Source organism: Pseudomonas sp. 2822-15, from assembly GCF_002742515.1.
Classification (GTDB): Bacteria; Pseudomonadota; Gammaproteobacteria; order Pseudomonadales; family Pseudomonadaceae; genus Aquipseudomonas; species Aquipseudomonas salomonii.
In genome coordinates this window covers 1-229 of the sequence record NZ_LJRY01000414.1, presented here as the reverse complement: position 1 = coordinate 229, position 229 = coordinate 1, and the positions used below count along the sequence as shown (strand labels likewise).

The window sequence follows — 229 nt, the reverse complement described above, 5'->3', positions numbered from 1 at the left end:
CTCCAACATCATGTGTTATTAGATCTTGAAGCTGAAGAACATGGTAATGAAGTCCTAGTAGAATTAAACTGGAGATGGACGGACGTCCCTGAAGGTGATTTTCAGGGTATCGATTTTATGGAATTAATCGTTTTTTCAGAAGAGATGAATCCTGTCCCAGTAGATTGGGGGACTGGCAAACTAACACTTTTACAGTCAGGAAGCACCATCTATGAAACAGATGATATGC

Annotated in this window: 1 protein-coding gene; it reads left to right on the top strand. The window is 40.2% G+C overall.

Going from position 1 to position 229, the window contains the following annotated elements; genetic code table 11:
- A partial coding sequence (locus AOA59_RS32560; RefSeq protein WP_158235286.1) for a hypothetical protein occupies positions 1-229 on the top strand: 229 nt, incomplete at both ends.